Source organism: Aestuariivirga sp. (genome assembly GCF_020252405.1).
Lineage (GTDB): Bacteria > Pseudomonadota > Alphaproteobacteria > Rhizobiales > Aestuariivirgaceae > Aestuariivirga.
The window spans coordinates 41,869-64,298 of the sequence record NZ_JADCDA010000033.1; the positions used below are offsets into that span (position 1 = coordinate 41,869).

Annotated in this window: 23 protein-coding genes; 6 read left to right on the forward strand and 17 right to left on the reverse strand. The window is 66.0% G+C overall.

Going from position 1 to position 22,430, the window contains the following annotated elements:
- Window position 1: 1 nt before the first annotated feature.
- Genes IOC69_RS06295 through corA form a run of 3 tightly spaced genes read right to left on the reverse strand, consistent with a single transcriptional unit; the run spans window position 2 to window position 2,369 of the window.
- Window positions 2–988 (reverse strand): RluA family pseudouridine synthase, encoded by a 987-nt coding sequence (locus IOC69_RS06295; RefSeq protein ID WP_290542689.1) that lies wholly within the window; start codon window positions 986–988, stop codon window positions 2–4.
- On the reverse strand, window positions 985–1,365 hold the full coding sequence (crcB, locus tag IOC69_RS06300; protein WP_290542690.1) for a fluoride efflux transporter CrcB: 381 nt from the start codon (window positions 1,363–1,365) through the stop codon (window positions 985–987). Before crcB ends, IOC69_RS06295 begins: the two co-directional genes overlap by 4 nt.
- On the reverse strand, window positions 1,365–2,369 hold the full coding sequence (gene corA / locus IOC69_RS06305) for a magnesium/cobalt transporter CorA (RefSeq protein ID WP_290542691.1): 1,005 nt from the start codon (window positions 2,367–2,369) through the stop codon (window positions 1,365–1,367). The genes crcB and corA overlap by 1 nt, the downstream gene beginning before the upstream one ends.
- A 439-nt stretch (window positions 2,370–2,808) precedes the next feature.
- On the opposite strand from corA, the gene IOC69_RS06310 reads away from it, so the two are divergent.
- Window positions 2,809–4,617: a tail fiber domain-containing protein gene (locus tag IOC69_RS06310; protein ID WP_290542692.1), complete on the forward strand. Its 1,809-nt coding sequence runs from the start codon at window positions 2,809–2,811 to the stop codon at window positions 4,615–4,617.
- Between the two features lie 104 nt (window positions 4,618–4,721).
- Here IOC69_RS06310 and tdh read toward each other — a convergent pair whose 3' ends face one another.
- Together tdh and IOC69_RS06320 are read right to left on the reverse strand one after the other, a co-directional pair.
- On the reverse strand, window positions 4,722–5,747 hold the full coding sequence (tdh, locus tag IOC69_RS06315; RefSeq protein WP_290542693.1) for an L-threonine 3-dehydrogenase: 1,026 nt from the start codon (window positions 5,745–5,747) through the stop codon (window positions 4,722–4,724).
- A gap of 1 nt (window position 5,748) precedes the next feature.
- A complete protein-coding gene (locus tag IOC69_RS06320) occupies window positions 5,749–6,930 on the reverse strand; it encodes a glycine C-acetyltransferase (RefSeq protein ID WP_290542694.1) in 1,182 nt (393 codons plus the stop codon).
- A 275-nt stretch (window positions 6,931–7,205) separates the two neighbouring features.
- Here IOC69_RS06320 and trmFO point away from each other — a divergent pair, with 275 nt between their 5' ends.
- Window positions 7,206–8,612 carry a methylenetetrahydrofolate--tRNA-(uracil(54)-C(5))-methyltransferase (FADH(2)-oxidizing) TrmFO gene (gene trmFO / locus IOC69_RS06325; protein WP_290542695.1) on the forward strand — a complete coding sequence of 469 codons (1,407 nt, stop codon included), beginning with the start codon at window positions 7,206–7,208 and terminating at the stop codon, window positions 8,610–8,612.
- A gap of 48 nt (window positions 8,613–8,660) precedes the next feature.
- Here the strand turns inward: trmFO and IOC69_RS06330 are convergent, their stop codons facing one another.
- The 5 genes from IOC69_RS06330 to yajC are packed head-to-tail and all read right to left on the reverse strand — an operon-like array spanning window position 8,661 to window position 12,688.
- The gene (locus IOC69_RS06330; protein ID WP_290542696.1) at window positions 8,661–9,404 is read right to left on the reverse strand and encodes a squalene/phytoene synthase family protein; all 744 of its coding nucleotides are present in this window, start codon (window positions 9,402–9,404) and stop codon (window positions 8,661–8,663) included.
- A complete protein-coding gene (locus IOC69_RS06335) occupies window positions 9,401–9,775 on the reverse strand; it encodes an MTH938/NDUFAF3 family protein (protein WP_290542697.1) in 375 nt (124 codons plus the stop codon). Before IOC69_RS06335 ends, IOC69_RS06330 begins: the two co-directional genes overlap by 4 nt.
- Window positions 9,772–10,719, reverse strand: a complete 948-nt coding sequence (gene secF, locus IOC69_RS06340; protein WP_290542698.1) for a protein translocase subunit SecF — start codon at window positions 10,717–10,719, stop codon at window positions 9,772–9,774. Before secF ends, IOC69_RS06335 begins: the two co-directional genes overlap by 4 nt.
- 16 nt (window positions 10,720–10,735) lie before the next feature.
- Window positions 10,736–12,340, reverse strand: coding sequence for a protein translocase subunit SecD (secD, locus tag IOC69_RS06345; protein WP_290542699.1), 1,605 nt, complete (start codon window positions 12,338–12,340; stop codon window positions 10,736–10,738).
- Between the two features lie 6 nt (window positions 12,341–12,346).
- Window positions 12,347–12,688, reverse strand: a complete 342-nt coding sequence (gene yajC, locus IOC69_RS06350) for a preprotein translocase subunit YajC (RefSeq protein ID WP_290542700.1) — start codon at window positions 12,686–12,688, stop codon at window positions 12,347–12,349.
- A 110-nt stretch (window positions 12,689–12,798) separates the two neighbouring features.
- Here yajC and IOC69_RS06355 point away from each other — a divergent pair, with 110 nt between their 5' ends.
- A complete protein-coding gene (locus IOC69_RS06355; RefSeq protein ID WP_290542701.1) occupies window positions 12,799–13,659 on the forward strand; it encodes an ATP-binding protein in 861 nt (286 codons plus the stop codon).
- 210 nt (window positions 13,660–13,869) lie between these two features.
- Here IOC69_RS06355 and IOC69_RS06360 read toward each other — a convergent pair whose 3' ends face one another.
- From IOC69_RS06360 to folK, 4 genes are all read right to left on the reverse strand, one after another.
- Entirely contained in the window at window positions 13,870–14,133 is a 264-nt protein-coding gene (locus IOC69_RS06360; protein WP_290542702.1) for a GIY-YIG nuclease family protein, read from the reverse strand.
- Window positions 14,130–14,477, reverse strand: a complete 348-nt coding sequence (locus IOC69_RS06365; protein ID WP_290542703.1) for a hypothetical protein — start codon at window positions 14,475–14,477, stop codon at window positions 14,130–14,132. The genes IOC69_RS06360 and IOC69_RS06365 overlap by 4 nt, the downstream gene beginning before the upstream one ends.
- Window positions 14,478–14,578: 101 nt before the next feature.
- A complete protein-coding gene (locus IOC69_RS06370; RefSeq protein ID WP_290542704.1) occupies window positions 14,579–15,997 on the reverse strand; it encodes a peptidoglycan DD-metalloendopeptidase family protein in 1,419 nt (472 codons plus the stop codon).
- Window positions 15,998–16,108: 111 nt separating this feature from the next.
- Window positions 16,109–16,594 carry a 2-amino-4-hydroxy-6-hydroxymethyldihydropteridine diphosphokinase gene (gene folK / locus IOC69_RS06375; RefSeq protein WP_290542705.1) on the reverse strand — a complete coding sequence of 162 codons (486 nt, stop codon included), beginning with the start codon at window positions 16,592–16,594 and terminating at the stop codon, window positions 16,109–16,111.
- An 80-nt stretch (window positions 16,595–16,674) separates the two neighbouring features.
- Here folK and IOC69_RS06380 point away from each other — a divergent pair, with 80 nt between their 5' ends.
- Window positions 16,675–17,271, forward strand: a complete 597-nt coding sequence (locus IOC69_RS06380; protein WP_290542706.1) for an NYN domain-containing protein — start codon at window positions 16,675–16,677, stop codon at window positions 17,269–17,271.
- 4 nt (window positions 17,272–17,275) lie between these two features.
- Complete coding sequence (locus IOC69_RS06385) at window positions 17,276–17,914, forward strand: uracil-DNA glycosylase (protein ID WP_290542707.1); 639 nt, start codon at window positions 17,276–17,278, stop codon at window positions 17,912–17,914.
- A gap of 159 nt (window positions 17,915–18,073) precedes the next feature.
- Here IOC69_RS06385 and IOC69_RS06390 read toward each other — a convergent pair whose 3' ends face one another.
- The 3 genes from IOC69_RS06390 to dapA are packed head-to-tail and all read right to left on the reverse strand — an operon-like array spanning window position 18,074 to window position 20,011.
- Complete coding sequence (locus IOC69_RS06390; protein WP_290542708.1) at window positions 18,074–18,565, reverse strand: redoxin domain-containing protein; 492 nt, start codon at window positions 18,563–18,565, stop codon at window positions 18,074–18,076.
- Between the two features lie 20 nt (window positions 18,566–18,585).
- Complete coding sequence (gene smpB, locus IOC69_RS06395; protein WP_290542709.1) at window positions 18,586–19,083, reverse strand: SsrA-binding protein SmpB; 498 nt, start codon at window positions 19,081–19,083, stop codon at window positions 18,586–18,588.
- 1 nt (window position 19,084) lies between these two features.
- Window positions 19,085–20,011 carry a 4-hydroxy-tetrahydrodipicolinate synthase gene (gene dapA / locus IOC69_RS06400; protein WP_290542710.1) on the reverse strand — a complete coding sequence of 309 codons (927 nt, stop codon included), beginning with the start codon at window positions 20,009–20,011 and terminating at the stop codon, window positions 19,085–19,087.
- Between the two features lie 279 nt (window positions 20,012–20,290).
- Between dapA and IOC69_RS06405 the strand changes: the two genes are divergently transcribed.
- Window positions 20,291–22,429 (forward strand): lytic transglycosylase domain-containing protein, encoded by a 2,139-nt coding sequence (locus tag IOC69_RS06405; protein WP_290542711.1) that lies wholly within the window; start codon window positions 20,291–20,293, stop codon window positions 22,427–22,429.
- Window position 22,430: the final 1 nt, after the last annotated feature.

A 22,430-nucleotide genomic window follows, 5' to 3' on the forward strand; every position in this document is an offset into this window, starting at 1 on the left:
GTCAGGCCTGGCCTTCCGCGAAGCGGCCGGCGTCGAAGTCGAAGAGCGCGAAGGTCTTGAGGAAATGCTCCGGCAGCGGCGCGGAGATATCGACCGTCCCCTCGCGCGGATGCGGGAAGACGATGCGCCGGGCGTGGAGGTGGAGCTTCCTGTCCATGCCCTCCGGCAGGCCCTCGAGCCCGCCATATTTCCCGTCGCCCCAGATCGGCGTGCCGATATGCGCCATGTGGGCGCGGAGTTGATGCTGGCGGCCGGTGACGGGCTTCAAGGACACCCAGGCGGCAACGGGGGCTGAGCGGTCGAGCACGTTGTAGAAGGTGACGGCGCGCTGCTCGTCCTCCTCCTCGCCTTCGCGCGAGGCGCGCATGCGGTCGCCTTCCGGACCCTTGGCCTTGATGAGGGCCACCTCGATGCGGCCCTGCGCGGGCTCCGGCACGCCCTTGACCACGGCCCAGTAGGTCTTCTTCACCGCCCTTGTGGCGAAGAGCTTGCCGAGAGCCGCGGCAACCGCGCGGCGCCTCGCAATCACGATCACGCCCGAGGTGTCACGGTCCAGCCGGTGAACGAGCAAGGGGCGCTCGCCCAGCTCCGCGCCCAGCCCCATCAGCAGGCCGTCGAGGTGATGATGCGTCTTGCTTCCACCCTGCACCGCGAAGCCCGAAGGTTTGTTGAGAACGAAGATGTCGCGGTCCTCGTGGAGCACCATGGAGTCGAACAACCGGCGCTCCGGCGGGGTCAGGGGTTTCACCACGCCCCTGGGCGCATCGGCGGGGCGCGTGTCGAAGGCCAGGGGCGGCACGCGGATTTCCTGCCCGGCCTCGAGCCTGGTGTTGGTCCTGGCGCGCGCGCCGGCCACGCGCACCTGGCCGGTGCGGGTGAGCTTGTTGAGATAGGCGAAGGTCACCTGCGGAAAATGCGCCCTGAACCAGCGGTCGAGCCGCATGCCGGCCTCCTCCGCCGAGACCTCGTGCCGCCTGACCTCGCTCATGCGTAAAGCGTGCGGACGAGGTTTATGCCGGCGAACACGGCGAGGAGCGGGATCGCCACAGAGGCGATGGCATAGCCGCCCGCCGCCATGACCTGCTTTCTCTCCACCAGATAGGCGACGTCGAGCGAGAAGGCGGAGAAAGTGGTGAAGCCGCCAAGAATGCCGGTGGTCAGGAAGGCGCGGGTTTCCTGCCCGGCGTTCAGCTTCAGCGCCATCATCTCGGCGAGAACGCCCATGACGAAGCAGCCGAGTGTGTTGACGATCAGCGTCTGCCACGGAAACTCCGTGCCGAACATCCGCCCGGACCAGACATTGACGCCATAGCGCGCCGCCGAGCCGATGGCGCCGCCGAGCGCCACCCAGAACACCACCGGCATCAAAGCCAGCCCTTGACCTTGAAATAGTAATAGGGAAGCACCGCGGAGAGCACCATGAGGCCGAGCGCCAGGGGATAGCCCCATTGCCATTGCAGCTCCGGCATGAATTCGAAGTTCATGCCATAGATCGAGGCGACCAGCGTGGGCGGCAGGAAGACGACGGCGGCCACCGAGAAGATCTTGATGATGCCGTTCTGCTCGATGGAGATGAGGCCCAGCACGGCGTCGAGCAGGAAGCTGATCTTGCCCGAGAGGAATGTGGCATGGTCGGTGAGGGACACGATGTCGCGCTGCAGGATCTTGATGTGGCCGATGTTTTCCTTGGCCTGCTTCTTGTCGAACTGCTGGTCGACGATGGCCTGCATGAAGGCCACGGCCCGGCCGATGGAGACCAGGCTCTCGCGCATTTTGGAGACGAAGTCGCCCTCCTCGCCGATGTTCTCGATCAGCTCCTGCAGGTTGACGCCCTTCCTCGGGTTCTGCTTGTGAACGCCGGCCAGCGTGCGCTTGGCGCGGAAGGTCTTTTTCGAGGTCTCGTCAACGATCTGACCGGCGCGTTCGAGGTGGTCGGCGGCGCGGTCGATCACCGCTTCGAGCAGCGAGATCAGGATGCCCCAGCCGCTCATCGAGGCGGACTGCGACTTCATCGCCCGCCTCACATAGGCCGGAAAGGCCTGCGGGTGGTGGTAGCGCACGGTGATGAGCGTGTTGTCCTTGACGATGAAGGTGACGGGGGAGGATTCCGCCTCGTCATTGTCGCCGCGGCGGATCAAGTTCGCGGTCATGAACACCGCGCCATCCTCCTGGTAGAGCCGGGAAGATGCCTCGATCTCGGCCAGCTCCTCGCGCGTCGGGATGTCGATCCCCAGCACGCCCTCGACCTTGGATTCCTCATTGGCGGTGGGCTCGACCAGGTCGATCCACACGGCATCGGGCGGCAGCTCCGACGGATCGGCCGGGAATTCGGTCAGGCAGCCATTGGCCGCGCCATAGACATTCAGCATGGGATGGACCCGATGGGGAGCGAAGGGGATTTCCGTTCCCTCCCTAGCCCTCGCCGGGAGGAATGGCAAGGCGGACCGGCGGCTTCCCGCCGTGAAGGTGGCCGCCAGCCAGCCGTGAGGAAACACCCCGCTGGCGCCCGGACCTGATCCGGGCATCACCGCGGGCGCTGACGTGAACCGACCGTCAGTCCGGCGAGGGCCGGACTCCGGCCTGCTTATGTCCGGCTTTGCCGGGATGAGGGAATTGCGATCCGCCTGGCCATCGCGGCAACCGGTGACGCGGCATGCCGCTTGGTCATTCAACATCAGGGCGAGTCAAAGCCGCTTGCCGCAAGAGGTCTTCATCATATAGACTTGTGAATACCTGACTTTCTGCCGGGCTGCTCCCGCGGTCCATGCCGTGCCTGACCAGCAACACCAACCCACAAGGAGACCTTCCATGCCCCGCCGCGCACTCGCCGCCGCCCTTCTCACCCTCACCGCCCTCGCAGGCCTCCCCAAGGCCGCCCTGGCCGACCCCTGCGTTCTTGGGACCGGCAGCACGGGCTCGAACACCTGCATCGGCACGGGCGCCTTGACGAACAACACCACGGGCGGCAACAACAGCGCCACCGGGACTTATGCGCTGTCTTCCAACACCACGGGCAGCAACAACATCTCCGTCGGGTTTCGTGCGCTATCTTCCAACACCACGGGCGGCGCCAACAGCGCCACCGGGAGTTTTGCGCTGTATTCCAACACCACGGGCGGCGGCAACAGCGCCACCGGTGCATCAGCGCTGTATTACAACACCACGGGCGACTCCAACAGCGCCACCGGGATTTTTGCGCTGATGTCCAACACCACGGGCAGCTACAACAGCGCCACCGGTGCATCAGCGCTGTATTACAACACCACGGGCAACTTCAACAGCGCCACCGGTGTTTCTGCGCTGTCTTCCAACACCACGGGCGACAGAAACAGCGCCACCGGGCATGCTGCGCTCGTGTACAACACCACGGGCAGCAACAACATCGCCACCGGGACTTATGCGCTCCAAAACAACACCACGGGCAGCAACAATATCGCCGTGGGCTATCAGGCCGGTTCGCAGTTGACCACGGGCTCGAACAACATCGCGCTCGGCAATGCGGGCGTGGCGGGTGACGACAAGACGATCCGCATCGGCACGGCTGGCACGCAGACCCGGGCTTTCATGGCGGGTGTTGTCGGCAATTCGATCGCCGATGGCCGGACGGTGATGATCAACGGGAACGGCCAGCTTGGCGTCGCGCCGGTCATTCCCGGCGAGAACATCACCATGATCGGCGCGGGCGCGCTCGCCAGCAACCAGGCGGGCGGCATCAACAACACGGCGGCTGGCATGAATGCGCTGAACCAGAACACCACCGGCGGCAACAACACCGCCTCGGGCGCCTTGTCGCTGCAGCAGAACACCACGGGCAGCAATAACACGACCTCGGGCGTCAACGCGCTGAACAAGAACACCACCGGCAACAACAACACCGCGTCGGGCGTCAACGCGCTGAACCAGAACACCACCGGCGGCAACAACACCGCCAGCGGTGCCGGCGCGATGTCCGCCAACACCACGGGCTCCAACAACACCGCGCTGGGCTATGAGGCGGGCAAGAGCTGGACCAGCGGCGCGAACAACATCGCCATCGGCAATGTGGGCGTGGCGGACGAGTCGAACACCATCCGCATCGGCGGCACGACGCAGACCCGCGCCTTCGTGGCCGGCATTTTCGCCACGAAGGCGGCCAAGGGCTCGCGCCCGGTGCTGGTGGACGCCAATGGCCAGCTCGCCACCTCGCGGAGCTCCTTGCGCTACAAGGAAGACGTCCACAGCATGGGCGATGCCAGCAATGCGCTGATGGGCCTCCGCCCCGTCACCTACCGCTACAAACAGGCCGAGGCTGACGGCAGCAAGCCTGTGCAGTATGGCCTGATCGCCGAGGAAGTGGACAAGGTAATGCCCGCCCTCGTGGTCTATGACGAACAGGGCCGTCCGGACTCGGTGTCCTACGAAATCCTGCCCAGCCTGCTGCTCAACGAATATCAGAAGCAGGCGCGGGAACTGGAGGCCACGAAGGCCAAGCTTTCAGCGGCGGAGGCGAGGTTGACAGCGGCGGAGGCGAAGTTCGAAGCCGAACTTGCCGCGCTTAAGCTCGCAGTGAGCCGTCTCGCCTCGGCTGCGCCGCAAGGACTGTCGGTGGCCGTGCTGGAGAGGCCGACGTCTCCCTGAACCGGCGGCCCGGCAATGCGGATGGAGGCCCTCATCCGCCCTTCGGGCCCCTTCTCCCATTGGCTTCGCCAACGGGAGAAGAACCCGTGGGGCCGGAGCGGACTTCAACCCCAGTCCAGCACCACCTTGCCGCAGCTTCCCTGCTTCATCAGCGCGAAGCCCTGCGCGTAATCGGCGGCCTTCATGCGGTGGGTGATCACTTTGCGCACGTCGAGGCCGGACTGCAGCATGGCGATCATCTTGTACCAGGTCTCGAACATCTCGCGGCCGTAGATGCCCTTGATGGTGAGGGATTTGAAGATCACCCGGTTCCAGTCGACCGTGGTGGGGCCCGAGGGAATGCCCAGCATGGCGATCCTGCCGCCCATGATCATGCGGTCCACCATCTGGTCGAGGGCCTTGGGCGCGCCTGACATTTCAAGGCCGATGTCGAAGCCCTCGCTCATGCGCAGGCGGTGCATCACATCGCCCAAATCCTCGCGGGAGACATTGACCGTCACCGCATCCGTCACCTTGCCGCAGAGATCGAGGCGGTAATCGTTGATGTCCGTCACCACGATATGGCGCGCGCCGGCGTGGCGGCAGACGGCGGCGGCCATGATGCCGATGGGACCCGCCCCGGTGATCAGCACGTCCTCGCCCACGAGATCGAAGGACAGGGCCGTGTGCACCGCATTGCCCAGCGGATCGAGGATGGCGCCGATCTCGTCGTCCACCTCCGGCGGCAGATGGATGGCATTGAAGGCGGGGATCCTGAGGTAGTCCGCGAAGGCGCCGGGCAGGTTGACGCCGATGCCCCTGGTTTCCGGATCGAGGTGGAAGTGCCCGGCCCGCGCCATGCGGCTCTTCATGCCGATCAGGTGACCCTCGCCAGAGACGCGGTCGCCCACCTTCACGCTGCGCACGTGGGAACCGACCTCCGTCACCACGCCGGCGAATTCATGGCCCACCACCATGGGCACGGGGATGGTCTTCTCCGCCCATTCGTCCCACTTCCAGATGTGGAGATCGGTGCCGCAGATGCCGGTTTTCGCCACCTTGATCAGGATGTCGTCCGGCCCGATCCGCGGCACGGGCTCGTCCCGCATCACCAGGCCTTCGGCGCGCTCGGCCTTCACCAGTGCCCGCATGTCAGATCACTCCCAGTTCGCGGCCCGCCGCCGTGAAGGCGGCAATCGCCGTGTCGATGTCCTGCGGGGAATGCGCCGCCGACATCTGGGTGCGGATGCGCGCCTGGCCCCTGGGCACCACGGGGAAAAAGAAACCCGTGACGTAGACGCCCTTGTCATAGAGCTTCGCCGCCATGTCCTGCGCCAGCTTCGCCTCGCCCAGCATGACGGGAATGATCGGGTGCTCTCCGGGAAGCAGCGTGAAGCCCGCCGCACCCATGCCCGCGCGGAAGCGCCTGGCATTGTCGGAAAGTTTCGCCCGCAGATCATCGCCCCGCTCCGCCATGTCGATGGCCTTGATACCGGCCGCCACGATGGGCGGCGGCAGCGCGTTGGAGAAGAGATAGGGCCTGGCGCGCTGGCGCATCAGGTCCACGATGGGCTGGCTCGCGGCGATGTAGCCCCCGGCCGAGCCGCCCAAAGCCTTGCCCAGCGTGCCGGTGAGGATATCGGCCTTCACCCCGGCGCGCTGCGGCGTGCCGCGGCCTTCAGGGCCTATGAAGCCGGTGGCGTGGCAGTCATCCACCATGACCAGCGCGTCGAAGCGGTCGGCCAGCGCGCGGATCTCGGCCAGCTTCGCGAAATAGCCGTCCATCGAGAACACGCCATCGGTGACGATGACGATGCGCCGGGCGCCTCCCTCGCGCGCCGCCCTGAGCTGGGCCTCGAGCTCGTTCATGTCGCCATTGGCGAAGCGCAAGCGCCTGGCCTTCGAAAGCCTGATGCCATCGATGATGGAGGCATGGTTGAGCGCGTCCGAGACGATCGCGTCCTGCTCGCCGAACAGGGGCTCGAACACCGCGCCATTGGCATCGAAGCAGGCGGCGAAGAGGATCGAGTCATCCAAGCCGAGATAGTCCGCGAGGCGGCGCTCCAGCGCGAGGTGGAGGTCCGACGTGCCGCAGATGAAGCGCACGGAGGCCATGCCGAGGCCGTGGGTATCCAGCGCCTCATGCGCCGCCTTCACCAGGTCCGGATGGTCCGCGAGCCCCAGATAATTGTTGGCGCAGAAGTTCAGCACCTCGCCGCTGTTCACGCGGATATGGGCGGACTGGCGGCCGAGGATGGGGCGCTCCAGCTTCCACAGCGACTGGGCGCGGATGGCGTCGAGTTCGGATGAAATGTCGTGAAGGGTGCTGCTCATGACCGGATGCTAGCCCGGTCCGGGCCGGCAAAGAAGGGTCGAAGTCTTTCACCGGAGTCCTTCTCCCGTCGCGGCGCGATGGGAGAAGGTGGCCAACAGGCCGGATGAGGGCTGGTTCGGCATGGCAGGACGTCTGGCGGAAGCACCCGCGGAGAGAGGCCCTCATCCGCCCTTCGGGCACCTTCTCCCATTGGCGTCGCCAACGGGAGAAGGACTCGCGGGCGCACACCCGACTTGATTTGAAGGCCCCGCCACGGCGTGCTACCAGCGGCGCCATGACAAAGCCCATCCACATCATCGGCGCCGGCATGGCGGGCGCCGAAGCCGCCTGGCAGGCGGTGAGGCTCGGCGTGCCCGTGATCCTGCACGAGATGCGCCCGAAGGTTGGCACCGAAGCGCACCGCACGGCGGGCTTTGCCGAACTCGTCTGCTCCAACTCCTTCCGCTCGGACGATGCCCAGCAGAATGCGGTGGGGCTGCTGCACTGGGAGATGCGGCGCTGCGGTTCGCTCATCATGGCGATGGCCGACCGCCACCAGGTGCCGGCCGGCGGCGCGCTGGCGGTGGACCGCGACGCCTTTTCGGCCGGGGTGACGGAGACGCTGAGAAGCCACCCGCTGGTCACCGTGGTGGAAGGCGAAGTGGCCGCGCTTCCGCCGGAGGCGTGGACAAGCGTCATCATCGCCACCGGGCCCTTGACGTCGCCCGCGCTGGCGCAGGCGATCCGGTCGTTGACGGGCGAGGATCAGCTCGCCTTCTTCGACGCCATAGCGCCCATCGTGCACCGCGAGACGATCGACATGGCAACGGCGTGGTTCCAGTCCCGCTATGACAAGGCGGGGCCGGGCGGCACCGGCAAGGACTATATCAACTGCCCGATGAACCGCGCGCAGTACGAGGATTTCGTCCGTGCACTGATGGATGGCGAGAAGACGGACTTCAGGGAGTGGGAGAAATCCACCCCCTATTTCGACGGCTGCCTGCCCATCGAGGTGATGGCGGAGCGCGGCCCCGAGACGCTGCGCCACGGTCCGATGAAGCCCAGGGGCCTCACCAATGCGCACAAGCCCGACGAGAAGCCCTATGCCGTCGTCCAGCTGCGCCAGGACAACAAGCTCGGCACGCTCTACAACATGGTGGGCTTCCAGACGAAGCTGAAATACGCCGGGCAGGTGAAGGTGTTCCGCAGCATTCCGGGGCTGGAGAATGCGGAGTTCGCGAGGCTCGGGGGCCTGCACCGCAACAGCTTCCTCAACAGCCCGCGCGTGCTCGATGGGATGCTGCGGCTAAAGGCGCAGCCGCGGCTGCGCTTTGCCGGCCAGGTGACCGGAGTCGAAGGCTATGTCGAAAGCGCCGCCATGGGGCTGATGGCGGGCCGCATGGCCGCGGCGGAGGCGCTGGGAATGCCCTTCCGCGCGCCGCCGCCCACCACGGCGCATGGGGCCCTCATCAATCACATCACCGGCGGCCATATCGAGACCTCCGACGGCCAGAAATCGTCCTTCCAGCCGATGAACGTGAATTTCGGCCTCTTCCCGCCCATCGACAAGGTGAAGATCAGGGACGGCAGGCGCATCAGGCACGCCGAACAGGCAGTGGACCGCAAGCGCGCCTATACCGCGCGGGCCATGGCGGATTTCGACCGCTGGCTCGGAAGCGCCGCACTGAAGGCCGCCGAATAAATTCCCTTCTCCCGTTGCGACGCAGTTGGAGAAGGGAAAGCGGAAACATCAGCCCCAGCGCCGCGCCGTCCACCACATGGTGAGCAGCCGCCTGAGCGGTGAAATCGCCAGTGGGCGATCGGGGTGCCTCTCCACCGCCCGCAGATACATCCCCGTCAGGCTCAGCGGCAGGAAGGCCGGCAGCACGGATGTCGGCAGGCCGGGCAGCAGCGTCATCGCCTGCGCGAGGCGGTTCTGCGCGTGGGCGATGGCCCCCCTCACGTCCATGCCTTCGGGCAGGAAGGGATCGCGGTGGGCGGGATCGCCCAGCACCAGCGCCAGCCCCTGCGCGACGCCCGCAAGGCCTGCGCATTCGCTGGCCTTCGGAGCCTGATCGCGGTCGAGGATCATCGCCGCCATCAGGATAAGGCGCGAACAGACCTCGCCCAGACAGGCTTCGAGGTCGGCGAGGCCCGGCATCCGGTCATCGAACAGGTCGAACTCATGCGCGGTGATGAGATCGATGAGCGCCTGCCGCGGCAGCCTGCCTTCGGCGATGGCAAGCGCCAGCGCCTCCGCCACCGGATGGCCGGGCGCGGCGTTGCCGGAATAAATGCTGTCGATGGCATCGCGCCACCATTGCAGGCGGATCATGCCGAGGTGGGGTTCGCTCACCGTGTCGCGCACCTTCAGGACTTCGGCGTTGAAGGCGTAAAGTGCGAGGAGATGCAGGCGCTTGTCGTCGGGCGCGAAGAAGGTCGAGAGATAGCGGTCGCGGTCCCGCGCACGGACGATGTCCTCCACCCCGCTCATGCGCTGAAATCAACGGCAATGAAGGCGGCCGCGACGCGGCGTTTCTCTTCCAGCAGCAGGTTGTAGGTGGAGACCGCGTGGCCCGTGGCCATCGGATCATACATCAGGCCGGCGGCCTCCAGCGCGGCGCGCACCGGCTTCGGGGGGCGCGCCATGACAGCGCCCATGCCGATGAGCAAAAGGTCGATCCCGGCCTTCTCGGCGATTGCCATGTCGAAGTCCGCTGGGCTGAGCGCCCGCGGATCCGCGCGCCAGGCATAAATCCCCGAGGGCAGCGCCAGAATCGAACCGCGGTGCGACATGCCCGCGAAGCCGAAGCCGCCCGCACCGTAGGTTTCGATGGCGGCGCGGCCCGGATAATGCGCGGTCACGGCCGGGCGGCCGCGGCCCTGGCGCGCGCGTCCGGCGCCTTCTTCTCGCTCATCACCGTGCCGAGGAGGATCAGCACGGGGGACGCGATGAAGATCGAGGAATAGGTGCCGATCAGCACGCCGAGGATCATGGTGAAGGTGAAGCCGCGGAGCACCTCGCCGCCGAAAATGTAAAGCGCGATCAGCGCCAGCATCGTGGTCACCGAGGTGAGGATGGTGCGCGGGAAGACCGAGTTGATCGAGAAGTCGATCAGGTCGGCGAGGTTCATCGACTTATACTTGCGCATGTATTCGCGGATGCGGTCGAACACCACCACGGTGTCGTTCAGCGAATAGCCGACGATCGTCAGGATCGCCGCGATGATCTGAAGGTTGAACTCGATTCTGAGCAGGCAGAACACGCCGATGGTGATCAGCACGTCATGCAGCAGCGACAGCACCGCGCCCGCCGCGAACTGCCACTCGAAGCGGAACCACACATAAAGCAGGATGCCGATGATGGCCGAGACCACCGCGATGATGCCCTGCTCGGCGAGTTCCGCCGAGACCTTGGGGCCCACGACCTCGACGGAGCGGAACTCGACGCCGGAGCCCAGCGCCTGCTTGACCCTCGCGATCGCCGTCTGCTGGGCATCCTCGCCGCCCTCCGCGGCGGGCAGGCGGATCAGCACGTCGTTGGGCGAGCCGAATTCCTGGATTTCGGCATTGCCGAGGCCGAGCGAATTCACCTGGGCACGCAGCTGCTCGATGTTGGCGGGCTGGGCGGTGCGGATGGTCATCACCGTGCCGCCCTTGAAATCGACGCCGACATTGAGGCCGACGAAGATGAAGAGCAGCACCGAGGCGAGCGACAGGAGGCCCGAGACGAAGAAGCCGAAGCGGCTCAATCGCATGATTGGGAAGCGGGTGTCGTCCGGAATGAAGCGGATGGGCTTGAATTTCATGGTGTGACCTCCGCCCTCAGAGCGGAACCTCCCTGGGCTTCGTCCGGGCGACCCACAGCGACACGATGTAGCGCGTCACCGTATAGGCGGTGAACACCGTGGTGAGGATGCCGATGGCGTGGGTGATGGCGAAGCCCCTCACCGGGCCGGAACCGACGCCGAACAGCACCACGGCGGCGATGAGGGCGGTGAAGTTCGAGTCGAAAATCGTGCCGAAGGCCGACTTGAAGCCGGTCTCGATGGCGCTCATCGCCGAGCGGCCGTTCCGCCACTCCTCGCGCATGCGCTCGAAGATGATGACGTTGGAGTCGACCGCCATGCCCATGGTGAGCACGATGGCCGCGATGCCCGGCAGCGTCATGGTGAAGCCGAAGAAGCTCATGACGGCGATCAGCATGATGAGGTTCACCAGCAGCGCAATATTGGCGAAGACGCCGAACAGGCCGTAGGACATGATCATGAAGCCGACGACCAGGACGAGGCCGATGATCGATGCATTGACGCCGGCCTTGATCGAGTCCGAGCCGAGGCTCGGACCCACGGTGCGCTCCTCGACGATGGAAAGCCTGGCGGGAAGCGCGCCGGAGCGCAGCACCACCGCGAGGTTGTTGGTCTCCTCCACCGTGAAGCTGCCGGAAATCTGGCCGGAGCCGCCCAGAATGGGCTCGTTGATGCGCGGCGCGCTCATCACCATCTCGTCCAGCACGATGGCGAAGGGCTTGCCGACATTGTCGCGCGTCATCTTGCCGAAGCGCTCCGCCCCTTTCTGGTTGAAGCGGAAGGAGACGACGGGACTGTTGTTCTGGTCGAAGGCGCCGCGCGCATCGGTGAGGTCCGCGCCGTCCACGGTGGCGCGGCTCGATGTCTGGACCCACAGGATGTTGTTCGGATCGTCCTTCATCGGCAGCGCCTTGCATTCCGGCGGCGGGTTCTGGCCCGCCGCTGACGGCTGAGCCTCGCACACCAGCTGGAAGGTGAGCTTGGCGGTGCGGTCCAGCCGGCTCTTCACTTCCTGGCTGTCCTGCACGCCGGGGAGCTGCACCACGATGCGGTCCTTGCCCTGCTGCTGGATCGTCGCTTCCACCACGCCATCGGGGTTGACGCGCTTTTCGACGATCTTGATCGACTGGCTGACCGCCTGCTGGATCTTGTTGTCGATGCCCTGTTCGTTGAAGGTGAAGTTCACCTGCTGGCCGTCGATGCCGACGTCGAACAGCGCGGTGGCGGCGCCCGCGCCGAACAGGCCGCCCGCTTCGACGGGCTGCGCGAGCTTGCGCAGGCCGGTCACGGCCCTGTCCATGTCTTCCGGCCTGGTGATGCGCACGCGCACGCCATCAGGCCCGCGGTTGATGCCGTTGTAGCCGATCTTGGCCTCGCGCAGCGTGGACCGGATGTCGCCCACCAGCTGCTCGGTCAGCCGCTTCTTCAGATCTTCACGGTCGATCTCGAGCAGGATGTTGACGCCGCCCTGCAGATCGAGGCCCAGCGTGATGGGCCGCAGGCCATAGGGGCGCAGCATGTCCTGATACCTGGCGGGCAGCACGTTGGGCAGCGCCATGATGACGGAGATCAGCACCGCGAGCAGAATGCCCAGCTGCTTCCACTTGCTGAAATGCAGCATCGGGGCTTACTTGGCTTCGGTCTTGACGGGCTCGCCCTTGGCGCGCACGTCGGCGATGCCGGTGCGCAGCACGCGCACCTTGATGTTCTCGCCGATCTCCACCTGCAGCTCGTTGTCGTCGATCACCTTGACGACGCGGCCGATCAGGCCGCCATTGGTGATGATGGTGTCGCCCTTGCCCACCTTCTTGAGCATCTCCTGATGCTCCTTCATTTTCCGCTGCTGCGGGCGGATGAGCAGGAAATAGAACACGCCCATGATGAGGACGAGCGGCAGCACCATGCCGATGAGGTCGCCCGCGCCGGCGGGGGCGCCGGCGGCCTGGGCAAAGGCCGGAGTGATGAACAAGGGAGTCTCCCGAACCGAAGTTTGGGCGGAATATAGCGATGGTTGCCCCTATTGCAACCAATCGATTGGCGCTTCTTTACGGCCCCAGGCCCCTCGGCTAAGACTGCACAATGGCACAGGAAATCGATCATTCGCCGCTCACCCGCATCGCCGAGGCGCTGGAACGGCTGGCGCCCGCCAGGCCGCGGGAGCCCGACCTTCAGGGCGCTTCCGCCTTCGTCTGGCATGCCGCGCCGCCAGAACTGGAGCCCGTCCCCCGCGTCAACCGGGTGGACCTGTCGCTGCTGCGCGGCATCGACCTGACGCGCGATATCCTGATCGAGAACACCGGGCGCTTCGCGAAGGGCCTGCCCGCCAACAATGCGCTGCTCTGGGGGGCGCGCGGCATGGGCAAGTCGTCCCTCGTCAAGGCGGCCCATCACGCCATCAACGAGGCCTCGGGCGGCATGCTCAGGCTCGTCGAAATCCACCGCGAGGATATCGAGAGCCTTCCCGTTCTGATGAACATGATCCGCAAGAGGCCAGATTACCGCTTCATCGTATTCTGCGACGACCTGTCCTTCGATGCCGGTGACACCTCCTACAAGTCGCTGAAGGCGGCGCTTGACGGCGGCATCGAGGGCAGACCCTCCAACATGATCTTCTATGCGACGTCCAACCGCCGCCACCTGCTGCCGCGCGACATGATCGAGAACGAGCGTTCGACCGCCATCAACCCCTCCGAAGCGGTGCAGGAGAAGGTCTCGCTGTCAGACCGCTTCGGCCTGTGGCTCGGCTTCCACAATTGCTCGCAGGACGAGTTCCTGGAGATGATCGCGGGCTATGCGGCGCATTACGGCCTGAAGGTGGACGCGGAAACGCTGCGCGCCGGCGCCATCGAATGGCAGGCCACCCGCGGCAGCCGCTCGGGCCGCGTGGCGTGGCAGTATATCCAGGATTTGGCGGGCAGGCTGGGACAGCGGCTGGAGTAGGCCCGGGGCCGCCGCCGTGGGTTCACCTTGCCACGGCTTGACCGGGGCATCCTTTTGGCGCCACCAGCAAAGGATGCGCGGGTCAAGCCCGCGCAAGGTGATTGGATGGGATCGCGGAAGAACCAGCGCATGTTCTGATCGGGAGGAATGACCTGATCGATAAGAACATGCGTCGGCTCGATAGCTTGAGCATGATCCAGAGGTCAGCCGTCATATCAGATGATCATACAGATCCAGCCACTCCGGATTGTTCTTCTCCACAAGTTCGATCTTCCATTGCCGGGACCAATGCTTGATCGCTTTCTCCCGCCCGAAAGCACCCATGAAAAGCTGGTACTCCTCGAAGAACACAAGGCGTATCAGCCCGTATCTGCTTGTGAAGCCATCCCTGAAGCCCATGCGATGCTCGTAGGCGCGGCGCGGCAGGTCAGTCGTCGCGCCGACGTAGAGGACGCCCCGGGGACGGTTGGTCATGATGTAGCAGAAACCACTCGGCATGCTCCGAGTGGGCGCGAAAAGGATGCCCCGGTCAAGCCGGGGCAAGGTGAAAACTTCTGCAAAAAACTCGAGCTACCTCCCCAAAAAGGCGGTCCGCATTCATACCCGCCGCACCACTCACCTTGCGCGGGCTTGACCCGCGCATCCTTTTCTTGCGTTGCGAAGAGGACGCCCCTGTCGCGCCACGGCAATGCGCCCATCACGATGTCGCCGAAGCTGCCGCCGACATTCTCGCGGGCGTGGGGCACATCCAGTTCCTCCAGCGCCCACAGCACCTTCTGGACATTGACGGAATTGCGCCGCCCCCTCACGGTGATCATGGCCATGCTCCTTGGCTGGGCCTCGAGCAGGCGCCATCGCCGCGCAAAAACAAGAGGCCCGGAGCAGCCTCCGGGCCTCCGGTTCAACCGGGAGCAAAAATTCAGTTGGCGGACGCGGTGTTCTGCGAGAGGAACTTCATCGGGTCCAGCGCCACCGCGCCCTTGCGCACCTCGAAGTGGAGCTGCGGGCTGGACACAGAGCCGGTCTGGCCCGCCTTAGCGATCACGTCGCCGCGCTTCACCGTGTCGCCGCGCTTGACGAACAGCTCGCTGGCATGGGCATAGGCCGTGACGTAGCCATCCTCGTGGCGGATGAGCACGAGGTTGCCATAGCCCTTCAGCTCGTTGCCGGAATAGGCGACCACGCCATCGGCGGCGGCGCGGATCGAGGTGCCCTCCGGCACGGCGATGTTGATGCCCTCGTTCTTCAGCCCGTTGGCCTTGGGCCCGAAGCCCGAGATGATCTTGCCGCGCACCGGCCAGCGCATGCCGGGGGTGCCGGCAATCGGCGCGCCTTCGGCCACCTGCTGGCCACCGGCTTCAGGCGCGGGGGGCGGAGCGGAGGCGGCCGCATTCTGGTCCGGGCCGGGGATCGGCTGCGGCGCGGGTGCGGCGGTGGTTGCGGCGGTCTTCTGGCCCGTGCCTTCCTCGCCCGTGGCGGCGGGCATGGCGCCGGCAGCCGCGGTGGTGGCGCTGGGTGCCGCGGGTTTTGCGTCGGCAACCGCCGGAGCAGCCTCGCCGCCGGCGGGGATGCGCACCTTCTGGCCCAGCGCCAGCTGGGCATTGTGCGGCAGGCCGTTGGCATCGGCGATGGCATAGGGCGAAAGGCCGAATTTGCGGCCGAGCGAGAAAAGCGTTTCGCCGGAGGCAACCGTGTGCATCTCGCCGGTGGAGGTGGCGGCGACCGACGGGCCGGTTTTGAAGGGCTTGGCGGCGGCGGTGGAGGCGGGTGTTCCGGGCTTCGGCGCGATCGGCGTGGTCGAGGGCTCGGCGAAGCTGGTGTTGTCCGGCGGGATGCCGTTCTGCGAGGCCACGCGCGGTGCGGCCCCTGCGGCGGCGCCGGGAAGCTTAAGCAACTGGCCCGTATGCACCGAGTAAGGCGCCTGGATGCCATTGGCCGCCGCGAGTTCGGCCACCGAGAGATTGTTGGCGCGGGCCACCGAGTAAAGCGTCATGCCCGGGCCGACCGTGACAGTGCCGCCAGCGGCAGCCACCGCGGGCGCTGCGGGCTGGCGATACTGGGGCGCCTGGTAGGATTTCGAATAATCGTAAGATGGAGGCCGCGATGCGGCCCCGGCGAGCGGCTTCGAGGAGACGCCAGTGTCCGGGACGCCCACATTCGAGGCATTCACATTCTTCGGCACGCTGGCGGTGTAGACCGGGTCTGCGTTGGAAGGGTTCGACGCGAAACGCTCCATGTCCGCAGAGCAGGCGGTGAGCATGACAGCGGCGGCGGCGGAAACCAGAAACTGCGGCCGGGCGAGAGAGGACCAGGCGGTAAAGCAAAGTTTGGACGACATGCCCCGAACTCCAGAACAAACTGACATTCTCAAAAATGGCCCGGTTGGGTTAAGGGAGCGTTATCGCTGACGAAGTCTTGTTCATTTTGGAACAAAATCGGAACTTCGACGTCAGAGCAGCCTGCCCTCGCCATGCTGGTCGAGCCGTTCCAGCATCGCGGGGGCGGTGAGGCCCGTTTCGGGGTGGCGCCAGTCTGGCGCGATCTCGGCAATGGGGGCCAGCACGAAGATGCGCCCGGCAATGCCCGGATGTGGCAGCACCGGCGGCGCATCGCGCCTGATCAGGCCGTGATAGTCAATCAGGTCAAGGTCCAGCGTGCGCGGCCCCCAGCGCAGTGTGCGCTCGCGGCCCGCCTCGCGCTCGATCCCATGGAGCCTGGCCAGCAGGTCCTCGGGCGAAAGCGCCGTCTCCACGTCCGCAACGGCATTCACGAAATCCGGCTGGCCGGTGACGCCGAGGGGTGCTGTCACCAGCAGCCGTGACGCGCGCCGGAGCGTGATGCCGCCCCGGTCAAGATAGAGCAGCGCCTGTTGCAGCGCAGCGCGCGGTGGGCCCCAGGGGCCGTCGCTGTTGGCGCCGAGCGCCACGAGAATCATTTTGCTTGAGCGGGGTTGGATGGCTGTCTAAATCGGTCAGATACTCGACCGACATCATACACGGCCAGGAGTTTTCATTCATGCATTTTTACCCGGACGAGCGCGTTGCCCTGTTCATCGACGGTTCCAACCTCTACGCCACCGCCAAGACGCTGGGTTTCGACATCGACTACAAGCGCCTTCTCGGCTACTTCCGCAAGCGCGCGCGGCTGATCCGCGCCATTTACTACACGGCGCTCCTCGACGATGCCGACTATTCGCCGATCAAACCGCTGATCGACTGGCTGGACTACAATGGCTACCGCGTGGTCACCAAGCCGGCGAAGGAATTCACCGACGCCATGGGCCGCCGCAAGGTGAAGGGCAACATGGACATCGAGCTGGCGGTGGACGTGATGCAGCTGGCGGGCGAGCTTGACCACATCGTGCTGTTCTCGGGCGACGGCGACTTCCGCTCGCTGGTTGAGGCGGTGCAGGCCAGGGGACGGCGCGTCACGGTGATCTCCACGCTCACGACGCGGCCGCCGATGATCGCCGACGACCTGCGCCGCCAGACCGACCAGTTCATCGACCTCGCCGACTTGCGCGACGAGATGGGCCGCGACCCGTCGGAGCGGCGCGAACGCCCTGCCCCGCAAGCCCCGCGCGAGAGCTTCGAGGACTTTGCCGACATCTGAACCGATGGCCGCGCCTGAGCCGGAACATGATTGCCCGCGCTGCCCCAGGCTTGCGGATTTCCGGCAGGACCAGCGCAAGGCGCATCCTGCGTGGTTCAATGGGCCCGTGCCGTGCTTCGGCCTGGCCGGCGCCAGGCTGCTGATCGTGGGGCTGGCGCCAGGGCTCCAGGGCGCCAACCGCACCGGCCGACCATTTACCGGCGATCATGCCGGCGAACTGCTCTACCGGACGCTTCTTGATTTCGGCTTTGCGGCGGGCCGCTATGCGGCCGATCCCGGTGACGGCCTCACCCTCAGAAACACCATGATCGTCAACGCGGTGCGCTGCGTGCCGCCGCAGAACAAGCCGCTGCCCGCCGAGATCAAGGCCTGCAACATGTTCCTCCGGGAACGGATCATTTCCATGCAAGGCCTCGCCGCCATCGTGGCGCTGGGGCGCGTGGCGCATGACGCGGTGCTGGCGGCGCTGGAGCGGCGGAAATCGGCCTTTCCCTTCGCGCATGGCGCTGAACATGTGCTGGCCGGGACAAAGCTTTTCGACAGCTATCACTGCTCGCGCTACAACACCAACACCGGCGTGCTGACGCCGGAGATGTTCCAGGCGGTGTTCGCGCGGGTGCGGAACTATCTCGACCCGTTGTGAGAGCCCTCATCCGGCCCGTCGGCCACCTTCTCCCATTGGCTCACGCCAACGGGAGAAGGACCCGTGGGGAGATCGCGCCACGAGTCCTTCTCCCGTCCCGCGGGGATGGGAGAAGGCGCCCAAAGGGCGGATGAGGGCTCGCTTCCGCGACTCCCGCCCTCACATCATCGCCGCCAGCGCCTCGGCGGCATCTCTCTCCGGCTCCGGCACGGGGAAGCGCACCGAGGAAATGATTCCGTCATGCACAATGAAGGTGATGCGCTGGAGATAAAGCCCGCCGCCGGTTTCGAACATGGGAAGGCCGAGGCGGGACTGGAACAGACGGCCCCGATCCGACAGCAGCCGGTAGCTGAGCCCATTGCGCGCCACGAAGTCCTGCTGCCATTCGCTCGTCAGCAGGCTGAGCCCGAAGAGCTTGACGCCAAGCCGGCGGAATTCGCCATAGAGTTCCGAATAGGCCAGCGCCTGCGGCGTCGAGCCGTGCGCGCCCCTGATATCATCCCAGTGCGGCGGATTCGGATGGCCGGGCCTGCCCGTGAAGGGATAGCAGAAGATCACCGCCGGGCCCTGGATGCGCGCCGGATTGACGGGTGCGCCCGAGGTTGCCTCAAGCCCGACGTTCGGCATCCTGCGGCCTTGCAGATGCTGCATGAAAACCATGGCGTCCGAGGTCAGCCTTTCTCGCGCATCAGCCGCGCCCGCTCACGGTCCCATGAGCGTTCCTTGATCGTCTCGCGCTTGTCGTGCAGCTTCTTGCCGCGGGCCAGGGCGATATCGACCTTCACACGCCCTCTCGGGTTGAAGAACATCTTGAGCGGAACGACGGTCAGATGCTCCTTCAGCACGCCGGCCGCGAGCTTGTTGATCTCGGACTTGTGAAGGAGCAGCTTCCGCGGCCGCTTCGGCTCGTGGTTGAAGCGGTTGGCCTCGCGGTATTCCGGAATGTTGGAGTTGATGAGCCAGAGCTCGCCGCCCTTCATCGCGGCATAGGCCTCGGCCAGGTTGGTGTGTCCGGTGCGCAGCGACTTGACCTCCGAGCCCCTCAGCTCGATCCCCGCCTCGAAGGCCTGCAGGATCTCGTAGTCGTAGCGGGCGCGGCGGTTGTCGGAGACGACCTTGATGCCCTCCTGCCTGCGCGACGCCTTCGCGCCGCCGCTTTTCGAGCTCATCTCAGTTCAGCAGCCCGGCATGCATCATCGCCTCGCGCACCGCCGCCCTGGTGGACTCGACCACGGGCGCCATGGGAAGCCGCGCTTCCGGGGCGCAAAGGCCGAGGAGGCTCGCCGCGTATTTCACCGGGCCGGGGCTGGTTTCCACGAACATCGCATGATGGAGCGGCATCAGCCGGTCCTGCAGGGCGAGCGCCCTGGCATAATCGCCCTTCAGCGTCGCCTCCTGGAACTCGGCGCAGAGGCGCGGCGCCACATTGGCCGTCACCGAAATGCAGCCCACCCCGCCATGCGCGTTGAATCCGAGGGCCGTGCCATCCTCGCCCGAGAGCTGGATGAAGTCCTTGCCGGACGCGAGCCGCTGGCGCGAGGGCCTTGTCAGGTCGGCGGACGCATCCTTGGTGCCGACGATGTTCCCGCAGTCGCGCGAGAGCCTCGCCAGAGTCTCGACCGAGATGCTGGCCACCGTGCGGCCCGGCACATTGTAGACGATGATGGGAATATCGACCGCATCGGCGACCGCCCTGAAATGCGCGTAGAGGCCGTCCTGCGTGGGCTTGTTGTAATAGGGAACGACCACGAGCGCGGCATCGGCGCCCGCGTCCCTGGCGTGGCGCGTATAGTCGATCGCCTCGGCGGTCGAATTCGAGCCCGTGCCGGCGATGACGGGCACGCGGCCGCGCGCTTCCTCGATGCAGATTTCGATCACGCGCTTGTGTTCGCCGGAGTCGAGCGTCGGACTTTCTCCCGTGGTGCCCACCGGAACGAGGCCGTGCGAGCCTTGCTCGATCTGCCAATTCACGAATTTCCGGAACGCCACCTCGTCAACCTTGCCATTCCGCATGGGGGTGATAAGTGCGGGGAAGGAACCTCTCAACTGCACGGCACTGCTCCGGAAAAAACTCAAAGGTAAGAAGTTGGAAACCATGGCGGACTAGTTTGAGACCGGTGTCACCGCCAGCCCGCGGACGGCGCTGCACCATAGACGCATCGCCGCGGAGCGGCAAGCGCCGATGGGGCTTCCGGGCGGGCCATGTTAAGGGCACAATTGGCACCTAGCGCATGTTCCAATCAGGTGAAATCACCTTATCGGAACATGCGCCAGGTCAATGGCTTGAGCATGATCTTGTTGCAAAACCGGTTCCGATTTTGCGGGTCATGCTCTGGCGGCGGTTTTCGACGATTGAGGAATATGATTGGATCGTTCATGGGTATCTGCCGGTTACTGCGTATCAGCGTGATCGCGCTTGCCGCCGCCACGGCGGTCGCGGCGCCCGGAGTAATATCGCAGTCCGGCGTGGCGCTGGCCGCCTCCGAGCCTTCCGCGGCCGCCGTCGAGGCGGCGAAGCTGGCGCTCGGCGGCGACTTCGCGGCGGCGGGCGAGGCCGCGCAGCGCTCGGGCGACGCGGCGGCGATCAAGCTCGTGGAACTGATCTACCTGCGCGACCGCCCCAATGACGCGGGCTACCAGCGCATCCTCGCCTTCCTCGACACGGCGCCCAGGTGGCCGCTGTCGGAGGCCCTTCTCAGGCGGGCCGAACGCTCGCTCTATGTGAACGACGAACCGCCGGAGCTGACCCTCGCGCATTTCGCCAGGCGCAAGCCCGTCACCGACGAGGGCTCGCTGGCGCTGGCCCGCGCCCTCGCCGCGACGGGCGATAAGGCGGGTGCGCGCGCCCAGGTGCAGAAAGTGTGGGCCGACCCCGAAGCCTCCGCCGAACTCGAAAAGCAGGTCTCCTCGGAATTCGGCGATCTGCTGACGGCGGACGACAACAAGCGCCGCATGTGGCGCCTTGTCTATGCGCAGGAAACCAATGCGGCAATCCGCGTGTCGAAGCGCCTGCCGGCGGAGTACCAGAAGGCCGCCGCCGCGGCGCAAAAGCTGGTGCGCGGCGAAAAGGGCGCCGCCAGGCTCTATGACGGCCTCTCCTCCGGCATGCGCGGCCAGCTTGGCATGCGCTATGCCCTGGCGCGCTACTATCGCGTGAACCAAAACTACGCCAAGGCGCGCGACGTGCTGCTCACCGTGCCGGGTGACGCCGGCAGGACCGGCGACGCCGAGGCCTGGTGGGTCGAGCGCCGCATCGTGGCGCGCCGCTCGATCGGCCTCGACGATCCGAAGGCGGCGCGCAGGGCCGCCTACAAGATCTCCGCGGCGCACGGCTTCGAGGATGGCGAGGAGGCGGTGGAGGGCGAGTTCCTCGCCGGCTGGATCGCCTTGCGCTTCCTGAAAGACCCGCAAACGGCGCTGGGCCACTTCCAGCGCCTTGGCCAGATCGCGTCATCGCGCAGCGAGAAGGCGCGCGCGGGCTACTGGACGGGCCGCGCCCATGAGGCGATGGGCGACGAGGGCAGCGCCAGGGCGGCCTACAGGGAAGCCTCGGCCTATTCGACGATTTATTACGGCCAGCTGGCGCGCGAAAAGATCGGGCTGGGCAAGGTGCCGGAGGAGATCGAGAGCGGCAAGGCCTCCGCCGCGGCGGAGGCCAGGGTCAACAAGGATGAGGTGGTTCGCGCCTTCCGGATCATGGAGCGGGCGGGCACGCAGAACGACCTTTATATGTTCCTGTGGTCCTTCGCCAACCGCTTCGATACGACCGACGAGTTGAACGCCGTCGCCTCCATCGTCTGGGATGCGGGCGGCGCCACCATGGCCGTGCGCCTTGCCAAGGCGGCAGCGCAGCAGAACGTCGATATCGACTCCTGGGGCTATCCGGTGCGGGCGCTGCCGGACTGGAAGCAGGTTGGCAAGCCCATCGAGAAGCCGCTGGTCTTCGCGCTGGCCCGCCAGGAGAGCGAGTTCAACCCCAACGCCGGCTCGAAGGTTGGCGCGCAGGGTCTGATGCAGATCATGCCGGGCACGGCGAAGCTCATCGCCAGCCAGCACGGCATCGCCTACAAACCCTCGCAGCTCATGAACCCCGTGGTCAACGTCACGCTGGGCGCGGCCCATCTCGGCGACCTCGTCGCCGATCACGACGGCTCCTACGTGCTCACGCTCGTATCCTACAACGCGGGCCCCCGCCGCTCGCGCGAGTGGATCAAGGAGTATGGCGACTTCCGCGCGGGCCAGGCGGACCCCATCGACTGGGTCGAATCCATCCCCTTCCAGGAAACCCGCCAATATGTGCAGAAGGTGATGCAGAACCTGCACGTCTACCGCTCGCGCCTTGCCCCCAAGACAGTGCGGCCGATGACGGCGGACCTGATGCGCGGCGCGCGCACCGGCAGCATCAATGTCGCCTCCACCGCGCCGGAGGCCGAAGCCGCGGGCGAACCGGCGGCAGGCGGCGCCAGGGGTTGCGCCAGGTCCTCGATCGCATCGCTGATCGCGGGCTGCGACTGAG

Coding starts and splice junctions, on each gene's coding strand:
- IOC69_RS06295 (WP_290542689.1), bottom strand. CDS start 988: ATGAGCGAGGTCAGGCGGCACGAGGTCTCGGCGGAGGAGGCCGGCATG.
- crcB (WP_290542690.1), bottom strand. CDS start 1,365: ATGCCGGTGGTGTTCTGGGTGGCGCTCGGCGGCGCCATCGGCTCGGCG.
- corA (WP_290542691.1), bottom strand. CDS start 2,369: ATGCTGAATGTCTATGGCGCGGCCAATGGCTGCCTGACCGAATTCCCG.
- IOC69_RS06310 (WP_290542692.1), top strand. CDS start 2,809: ATGCCCCGCCGCGCACTCGCCGCCGCCCTTCTCACCCTCACCGCCCTC.
- tdh (WP_290542693.1), bottom strand. CDS start 5,747: ATGCGGGCACTGGTGAAGGCCGAGCGCGCCGAAGGCCTGGTGATGCGG.
- IOC69_RS06320 (WP_290542694.1), bottom strand. CDS start 6,930: ATGAGCAGCACCCTTCACGACATTTCATCCGAACTCGACGCCATCCGC.
- trmFO (WP_290542695.1), top strand. CDS start 7,206: ATGACAAAGCCCATCCACATCATCGGCGCCGGCATGGCGGGCGCCGAA.
- IOC69_RS06330 (WP_290542696.1), bottom strand. CDS start 9,404: ATGAGCGGGGTGGAGGACATCGTCCGTGCGCGGGACCGCGACCGCTAT.
- secF (WP_290542698.1), bottom strand. CDS start 10,719: ATGAAATTCAAGCCCATCCGCTTCATTCCGGACGACACCCGCTTCCCA.
- secD (WP_290542699.1), bottom strand. CDS start 12,340: ATGCTGCATTTCAGCAAGTGGAAGCAGCTGGGCATTCTGCTCGCGGTG.
- IOC69_RS06355 (WP_290542701.1), top strand. CDS start 12,799: ATGGCACAGGAAATCGATCATTCGCCGCTCACCCGCATCGCCGAGGCG.
- IOC69_RS06360 (WP_290542702.1), bottom strand. CDS start 14,133: ATGACCAACCGTCCCCGGGGCGTCCTCTACGTCGGCGCGACGACTGAC.
- IOC69_RS06365 (WP_290542703.1), bottom strand. CDS start 14,477: ATGATCACCGTGAGGGGGCGGCGCAATTCCGTCAATGTCCAGAAGGTG.
- IOC69_RS06370 (WP_290542704.1), bottom strand. CDS start 15,997: ATGTCGTCCAAACTTTGCTTTACCGCCTGGTCCTCTCTCGCCCGGCCG.
- folK (WP_290542705.1), bottom strand. CDS start 16,594: ATGATTCTCGTGGCGCTCGGCGCCAACAGCGACGGCCCCTGGGGCCCA.
- IOC69_RS06380 (WP_290542706.1), top strand. CDS start 16,675: ATGCATTTTTACCCGGACGAGCGCGTTGCCCTGTTCATCGACGGTTCC.
- IOC69_RS06385 (WP_290542707.1), top strand. CDS start 17,276: ATGGCCGCGCCTGAGCCGGAACATGATTGCCCGCGCTGCCCCAGGCTT.
- IOC69_RS06390 (WP_290542708.1), bottom strand. CDS start 18,565: ATGCAGCATCTGCAAGGCCGCAGGATGCCGAACGTCGGGCTTGAGGCA.
- smpB (WP_290542709.1), bottom strand. CDS start 19,083: ATGAGCTCGAAAAGCGGCGGCGCGAAGGCGTCGCGCAGGCAGGAGGGC.
- dapA (WP_290542710.1), bottom strand. CDS start 20,011: ATGGTTTCCAACTTCTTACCTTTGAGTTTTTTCCGGAGCAGTGCCGTG.
- IOC69_RS06405 (WP_290542711.1), top strand. CDS start 20,291: ATGGGTATCTGCCGGTTACTGCGTATCAGCGTGATCGCGCTTGCCGCC.